Raw genomic sequence first — 7,148 nt, forward strand, 5'->3', positions numbered from 1 at the left:
CCGATACGACAAGACCGCCACCATCTACCTCGCCGGACTCCACCTCGCCGCCATCTTCATCTGGTCGGCGAGATGATCCGAAGGAAAGGCCCTAGGCCGTTTCTGATGGCTCTTGTCGGGTGGGGTGGATCAGGTCCGGGGCCGGGCAGGCGTCGGGGCATGGTGCGACGGCACGAACTGACCGATGCGCAGTGGCGGGCGATTGAGCCGTTGCTGCCGGCCAACGGCAGGCCTGGCGGGCAGTGGTCCGATCACCGGACAGTGGTGAACGGTGTGTTGTTCCGGGCCCGCACCGGAGTGCCCTGACCGGATCTGCCGGAGCGGTACGGGCCCTGGCAGGCCGTTTACGAACGGCATCGCCGCTGGTCGGCGGACGGCACCTGGCAGCGGATCCTGGCCGAGCTGCAGGTCGAGGCCGACGCCGGCGATCCCGACGGTGTCCTGGCCCGTGAGCTGGAGCAGGACTGGGCGGTGAACATCGACTCCACCACGCTCCGGGCTCATCAGCATGCGGCCGGGGCCCGTCACCGGCCGCCGCGGGACTTCCCGCAAAAGGGGGCGGGCCCGTGTGGAGGCCGATGGGCGGGAGGCGCTGGGGCGCTCACGGGGCGGACTGACCACCAAGGTCCATCTGCCGGCTGACGACCCGGGCCCGCCCGCTGACCTGGCTCACCTCGCCGGGCCGGCGGGGCGACAGCCCCATGCTCTGGCCGGTGCTTCAGACGCTGCGCATGGCCCGGCGCGGGCCCGGCTGCCCACGCCGCCGTCCGGACCGGGTACGCGGCGACAAGGCGTACTCCAGCCGCGACAACCGCGCCTGCCTGCGCCGTCGGGGCATCAAGGCGACCATCGCCGAGCCGGACGATCAGCGGGCCGACCGCCACAACCGTGGCCGGGCGGGTGGCCGACCACCGGCCTTCGACAAAGCCCAGACCGACGGCGCAGCGCGGTCGAGCGCTGCGTCAGCAAGTGGAAACAGTTCCGGGCGGTGGCCGACCGCTACGACAAACGCGACTGCATCTTCAACGGCGCCCTCACCGTCACCGCGATCGTCATCCGGCTCCGCGACACCGTCCAAGAGCCATCAGAAACGGCCTAGTCCTGTCTCCTCGCCGGGTTGGGCGGGGTCAGGCCGCAGCCGGCAGTGGCCTGCCGCTCCAGCGGAAACCTCGTTCGCTGCGGCTGCGTGCGCGCTCGCGGCGTTGGGCGGCCAGGACGTCGGGGCGCCGGCCGGGGAGCCGGGGGAGCCGGACCGGGAAGCGGCGGCGAACGTCGCCGGGGTCCGCGCAGCCCTTGCCCTTCCGGTGTCCGCGGTCCGCAACAGCGGAAAGCACCGGCCCGAACGGAGTCCGCGGCGGAGCAGGGCCCTGATGCGTGGTGAGCACGCCCAGGCGCAGGACGCGGCTGGAGCGCAGGAGACGGCACGGCTGCGTGCGCAGATCGCCGCTCAGTTGCCGGAGTTGGCCGCCGTCACCGCAGCCCACCATGGCGCGAGCTACATCGCCGCTGAGGCGGTGGGCAGCGAGTGAGCCGGAGGCCGCGCCCGGGACGGGCCCGGCAGGCGGTACCGGTGGCCCGGAGCTTGCTCCCTGCGGCCACGTCAGTCCGCCCACTGGAACCACCCCCGCGTGCGCGGGGACCACCAGAGCGCGACCAGCGGTTTCATCCGGTGGGGTGCGGGACTTTACTGACTTCCGAGGATTCCGGCATTTCCGCCTGAAGGGTTCGTTGGAGACGAGGACGCAATGAGCTGACGACGCTACTACGTGCTGGTGCCGACAGGTATGCGTTGTTGCTGGGGCAGCCCGCGGTCGAGGGGCCGGCCGGCCTCGGCGAGACAACCGAACGACAGCGCACCCGCATCGTCGCCCGCGGCGACCTCGGTGCCGACCTCCTGGCCACAGGAGACACGCAAGCGTTCCTGGCCTGGGCCGACCGTGTTGCATGTAGAACCTGTGTCATATCCGCTGAACAGTGACTCTCTGTGGCAGGAAAGCTCCGGCCGTAAGTCGTTGGGCTTCCCGACGAGGCGGCGCAGGGGCCGTGACATCGGGCCGGGCATCTCGTTCAACCGACGTGATTTCACGTCAGGCCGCCGCAGCCGTCGCCTTCACCGTCACCTCTGTGAGCGCGGGCATCGCTACCTCCGCTCCCGCAGTCGCTGGAGGTGTCGGGGACTTCCTTTCCCCGGCGTTCGCCGTCACCTGCGTCAATCACACAGGCGCCCGGACGAGCGGAGCCACCACACACGGCACCGGTACCGCAAGCAGCAACCTTGTCGGACTCCCCCTCGGCAGCGCCCTCAACCAATGCGGCGGCGCCGACGCCCCCAAAATCACGGAAACTGACCAAGATTGCGAAAACCGCCAAGGCGCCCAGACCGGCGCAGGGATCCTCAATGTGCCCGTCAACGCGAACGTCCTGCAATGCTTCGATGACGTGGCCAAGGTGAGCATTCTGAGTTCACTCGGCGGCTGATCCGTAGGCAGAGCCATTCGAAGGCGCGCCGGACGTCGCCCGCGGCTCCGGCGAGGTTGTCGGCGTGCAGGTGCACATCGAAGTCGTACGGGTCGTCGGCGCTCTGCATGACGCGGTCGGCGGCGGTAACCGCCTCGTGGACACCGGCGGCCTTCAGCGCCTGGACGAGGCCGTCGGGGGCGGCGGCGCCGTGCCGGACGGAGTCGGCGAGCAGGCTGAGCGCGGTGGCCGCGGCCGGGGCGGGCACGGCCAGGCCCTCGCCGGTGCCGGCGGTCCGCTCGGCCGACGTCTCGACGCGGCTGATCCGGGCGACGGCCTTCGAGTGCTGCTCCATGAGGCCTCCGAACGGTGCGTGAGAACGGTGCGCGGTCAGGCGTTGTGGGCGAGGTAGCGGGCGGCGGTGTCCACGAAGTGGTCGTGGGCGTCAGCCGCGGCCCGGTGCACGGCGGTCAGTTCCGCGGTCAGCGAGGCTTTGCGTGCGGCGGTGACGTCCTCGGGGCGGGCGATGCTGTCCCGGATCGCGCAGGTCAGCGTGATCATCTGGTCGGCGGCAGCGCGCAGGGCCGGGTCCTCGATGAGGAGGCGCAGTGTGACCAACGGGCGGGTGACTTCGCGGCGGGTCCGGTGGCTCTCGTCGCGCAGGGCCTTGGTTCGGTCGGTGCTGGCGCGGACATGCGCCAAAGGCATGGGGCTGGCCGCCCCGCAGATCGGCGTCGGCCGGGCCGCGGCAGCCGTCCAGCCACCCGGCCCGGGCAGCCCCGCGATCGTCCTGCTGAACTGAGCGGGTGGTTCGCAGCGAATGAACGGATCTCCGAGAGGGGCAGCGATGAGCGGCAAGAGTCTGACTCAAACCGAGGCCGAGGGGCGCGCGGGGCTGCTGACGGTCGAGCGGTATGACGTGGCCGTCGATCTTTCGGAGTTGATGACCGGTTCGCGGGTCCGGTGCGAATCGACGATCACTTTTACGTGCCACCGGCCCGGGGCTGAGACCTTTGCCGATTGTGCGGCGGCGGTGGAGAGCGCCACGCTCAACGGGGTCGTACTGCGGTCGGCTATTGAGGGCCGGATCGCGCTGACCGATCTTGCCGAGCGCAACGTCCTCACGGTGGTCTCGGTGACGGAGTGCTCGGCCGATGTCCAGGGCGTGCACAAGGCGGTCGACCCCGCCGACGGCGAGACGTATGTCTGCACCGACTTCAGTCCCGACTACGCCCGGTACGTGTTGGCCTGCTTCGATCAGCCGGACCTCAAGGCGCCGTGGGCGTTCACCGTGACCGCTCCTGCCGGCTGGCGGGTGCTGAGCAACAGCGGTGACCCGCAGATCGAACACCTCGGCTCCGTGCGGCGCTGGACCTTCCCGCCGACGCCGCCGCTGGCGGCGTACAACACTGTGATCAATGCGGGCCCGTACTACGCATTGCGTCGTCGCGGAGCTGGTCATGATCTCGGGCTCTTCGCCCGACAGTCGCTGGCTTCGATCCTGGAACGGGACGCCGACGAGCTGTTCACCCTGACCACTCAGGGGCTCGAGTTCTTCGCCGGCAAGTTCGGCATGCCGTTCCCGCAGCACAAGTACGACCAGGTCTTCACGCCCGAGTTCCCCGGCGCGTTGGAGAACTTCGGCTGCGTCACCTGGATGGACTGGTTCCTGCGCAGGAGCACGCCGACCAGGGCGGAGTGGGACATCTTCTCGCGGTACCTGCTGCACGAACTCGCGCACATGTGGTTCGGCAACATCGTCACGATGCGCTGGTGGGACGACCTGTGGCTGAACGAGGCGTTCGCGGAGTTCGCAAGTAATTGGGCCGCCGTGAGTGTGACGTCGTACACCGATGCCTGGACGGCACATCTGGCCGGCGAGAAAATCAGAGCCTATTTCATGGACCAGGGACCGACGTCGCACCCGATCCGCCAGCAGGTTCGCGACGTCTCCGAGGCGAAAGCGACATTCGACGCCATCACCTACCCCAAGGGTGCATCCGTACTGCACCAGCTGATGACGTACGTCGGCGAAGCAAACTTCTCCGCGGGTCTCACCAGCTACTTCGCCACGCATGCCTGGGGCAACACCACGCTGCATGACCTGATCGACGCGGTCGCCGACGCCAGCGGACGTGACCTGGACCAGTGGCGCACGGGATGGTTGGAAACAGCGGGCACCGACCGGCTGGCTCTCGACCACGACGCAGACGGGTTCGCCCTGGTTGCTCTGGGCCCAGGTGGCCGGCCACGCCCGCATGTGCTTGCCGTCGGCGCCTACGAGCGTTCCGGGGACCACCTTGAGCGCATTGCACTCGTCGAAGTCGAGGTAGCGGGCGAACGAACCCGGCTCGACCTACCAGCAGGAGCCGACCTGTATCTGGTCAACGATGATGACCTGACCTTCGCCTCGACGAGACCTGACGCCACGACCAAAGACGCGTTCTTCCGCAACGCCGCCCGCCTGCCCACTGCGACCGCGCGGGGTGTCGCCGTCACCACGGCCTGGGACATGCTGATCAACGGCGAAGCGACAGCCGCCGAGGCCGTGGAGTGCCTGACCGGAGTGCTCGCTGTCGAGACGTCCGCGTCAGTGATCGAGCCGTATCTCAACCTGGCTGTCGAGGCCGCAGACCTGTGGAGCCCGAAGTCGCACCGGGACGAGCTGCTGCGAGCCGTGGCTGCGGCGTGCCGCAGCCTCTCCGGCGTCGGCGCCTACCGCAAAGCGGCGTTGCGCGGCTTCGCTCGCACCGCGGCCGAACCGGAGGAGATTGCGTGGCTCCAGACCGAGGCCGGGAACGACATCGATCTCCAGTGGCGAGCACTGGTTCGCAAGGCTCAGCTCGGAAGCCCGACCGCAGGCGAGGCACAGGCTCTGCTCGACCGCGATCCGGATCCCGACGCATGGATCAGCAGGCTCCAGGTCCGCGCGGCCACCCCGGACGCGGCCGAGAAGAAAGCAGTCTGGCAGACGCTGGCGACGGACCGCGCGGTGCCTCTCGCTTCGGTCCACTCAGTCGCGACGCTGTTCTGGAGCGCCGGCCAGGACGACTTGCTCAGGCCCCACACGCAGGCCTACCTCGATCTCGTCGCAGCCATCCACCGCAGCGGAACCCAGCCGGCGACGATCTACACCAAAACCCTGTTCCCGCTGTTCGGTATCGACCTGACTTTCGTGGAACGAGCGGAAGACCTGGCGGCGCAGGCTGTCCCAGCCGTCCGCACGAACCTCCTGGACCGGGCCGACCGGATGCGCCGCATACTGCGCTCCCGCGGCTGAAGGCTTGCGGGGCTGGCGCTTCTCCGGGCGCCCACCCGCGGCAGCTCGGACGCCGGATGGTCAGCAGTGGTTCGGCGACGGCTCATTCGGCGTCCGAGGTGCCACTCGGGTAGCTCCGCTCGCGCATGGCAGGTGCCCCGGTCTCGTTCGGGCAGGTCGACGCGACCGAGCGCGGCATGGTCGCCCCGGCCGCCGCCGACCACGTCCTCGCCCTGGTCACTGAGCGCGCCAGCGCGGAGCTCGCAGCGCTTACCGCCTGACCGCCCGGCCACCTGATCGAGCCGGTCGAGGACCGGCCGGGACACCGGCGGGCGGGGGAGGCAGCTGAGGAGGAGCGCGGACGGCCCGCTTCCCATCCCTCCTCGGGGGGGGGCTCCTTGGCACCGCGGCGCCTTTTTGGCCTTCTCGGCCCTCGGCCATAGTCGGCGCCATGGACTGTGACGTAGTGGTGGCCGGAGGCGGCCCGGTCGGACTGATGCTGGCCTGCGAGCTCCGGCTCGGAGGCGCGCGGGTGGCCGTCCTGGAGCGCCTCACCGCAGTGGACCCGACGATCAAGGGCGGGGCGATCACCACGCCCGGCGCCGAGGCGTTCTACCGCCGGGGCATGCTGCCCGCGCTGGCCGAGGTGCAGCGGCAGGCGACGGACCGCTTCCAGGCATTCCTGCGCGAACGGAACGGCGGGGACGGAGGCGGGGCCGCGGGCCAAGGGCTCGGGTTCGTCGGGCACTTCGCCGGAATCATGCTGCGCGCCGACCTGGTCGACCGTACGGAGCCGGGTCTCGGCGACGCCGGACCCGCCGCCGAGATCGCTTTCGTGGCGCAGCAGGACATCGAGCGGTTGCTCGGGCGGGCGTGCTCGGTGTCGACGTGCGCCGGGGTGTAGAGCTGGCCGGCTTCGATGCGGACGTCGGGGGTGTCACGGTGCGGACCAGTCACGGGGCCGTACGGGCCGGCTGGCTCGTGGGCTGCGACGGCGGCCGCAGCACGGTCCGCAGGCTCGCGGGGTTCGCATTTCCCGGTACGGACCCGGAGGTCACCTGTCATCAGGCGGTCGTGGAGATGACCGGCGCCGGGGGCCTGAGGGTCGGCTGGACCGCGACGGACACCGGGGTCCATGCCCCTGGGCCGATGCCGGGCCGCGTCGTCACCGTGGAGTTCGACGGCCCGCCGGCCGACCGGGACGCGCCGGTCACCGCCGAGGACCTCCAGGCGCGGCTGCGCCGCGTCTTTGGCATGGACGTCACGATCACCGGGGTGCGGACCGCGACCCGCTTGACCGACCACGCCCGCCAGGTCACCGACTACCGCAGAGGCCGGGTGCTGCTGGCGGGCGACGCGGCGCACGTGCACTGCGCGTTCGGCAGTCAGGGGCTGAGCCTGGGGCTCGGGGACGCGATGAACCTCGGCTGGA

6 protein-coding genes and 3 pseudogenes are annotated in these 7,148 nt (G+C 70.3%); 5 read left to right on the forward strand and 4 right to left on the reverse strand.

The window, feature by feature from the left end; genetic code table 11:
* Nucleotides 1-159 precede the first annotated feature (159 nt).
* Nucleotides 160-1,099: pseudogene (locus tag AB0A97_RS41360) on the forward strand (IS5 family transposase).
* A 28-nt stretch (nt 1,100-1,127) separates the two neighbouring features.
* On the opposite strand, the pseudogene AB0A97_RS41365 reads toward AB0A97_RS41360, so the two are convergent.
* Nucleotides 1,128-1,229: pseudogene (locus AB0A97_RS41365) on the reverse strand (IS630 family transposase); the annotation flags it as partial.
* 141 nt (nt 1,230-1,370) lie between these two features.
* Between AB0A97_RS41365 and AB0A97_RS41370 the strand changes: the two are divergent.
* Complete coding sequence (locus AB0A97_RS41370) at nt 1,371-1,529, forward strand: hypothetical protein (protein WP_361161201.1); 159 nt, start codon at nt 1,371-1,373, stop codon at nt 1,527-1,529.
* A 233-nt stretch (nt 1,530-1,762) separates the two neighbouring features.
* On the opposite strand, the gene AB0A97_RS41375 is transcribed toward AB0A97_RS41370, so the two are convergent.
* From AB0A97_RS41375 to AB0A97_RS41385, 3 genes are all read right to left on the reverse strand, one after another.
* Nucleotides 1,763-1,915: a hypothetical protein gene (locus AB0A97_RS41375; protein WP_361161204.1), complete on the reverse strand. Its 153-nt coding sequence runs from the start codon at nt 1,913-1,915 to the stop codon at nt 1,763-1,765.
* A 492-nt stretch (nt 1,916-2,407) separates the two neighbouring features.
* A complete protein-coding gene (locus tag AB0A97_RS41380) occupies nt 2,408-2,812 on the reverse strand; it encodes a hypothetical protein (RefSeq protein ID WP_361161207.1) in 405 nt (134 codons plus the stop codon).
* Between the two features lie 35 nt (nt 2,813-2,847).
* Entirely contained in the window at nt 2,848-3,165 is a 318-nt protein-coding gene (locus AB0A97_RS41385; protein ID WP_361161210.1) for a hypothetical protein, read from the reverse strand.
* A 139-nt stretch (nt 3,166-3,304) separates the two neighbouring features.
* Between AB0A97_RS41385 and pepN the strand changes: the two genes are divergently transcribed.
* The 3 genes and pseudogenes from pepN to AB0A97_RS41400 all read left to right on the forward strand — a co-directional run.
* Entirely contained in the window at nt 3,305-5,737 is a 2,433-nt protein-coding gene (pepN, locus tag AB0A97_RS41390; RefSeq protein WP_361161213.1) for an aminopeptidase N, read from the forward strand.
* 125 nt (nt 5,738-5,862) lie between these two features.
* Complete coding sequence (locus tag AB0A97_RS41395) at nt 5,863-5,997, forward strand: hypothetical protein (protein WP_361161216.1); 135 nt, start codon at nt 5,863-5,865, stop codon at nt 5,995-5,997.
* 170 nt (nt 5,998-6,167) lie between these two features.
* Nucleotides 6,168-7,148, forward strand: a pseudogene (locus AB0A97_RS41400) (FAD-dependent monooxygenase); the annotation flags it as partial.

This window comes from Streptomyces sp. NPDC045470 (assembly GCF_040646595.1).
Classification (GTDB): Bacteria; Actinomycetota; Actinomycetes; order Streptomycetales; family Streptomycetaceae; genus Streptomyces.

Coding starts and splice junctions, on each gene's coding strand:
- AB0A97_RS41370 (WP_361161201.1), top strand. CDS start 1,371: ATGCGTGGTGAGCACGCCCAGGCGCAGGACGCGGCTGGAGCGCAGGAG.
- AB0A97_RS41380 (WP_361161207.1), bottom strand. CDS start 2,812: ATGGAGCAGCACTCGAAGGCCGTCGCCCGGATCAGCCGCGTCGAGACG.
- AB0A97_RS41385 (WP_361161210.1), bottom strand. CDS start 3,165: ATGCCTTTGGCGCATGTCCGCGCCAGCACCGACCGAACCAAGGCCCTG.
- pepN (WP_361161213.1), top strand. CDS start 3,305: ATGAGCGGCAAGAGTCTGACTCAAACCGAGGCCGAGGGGCGCGCGGGG.
- AB0A97_RS41395 (WP_361161216.1), top strand. CDS start 5,863: ATGGCAGGTGCCCCGGTCTCGTTCGGGCAGGTCGACGCGACCGAGCGC.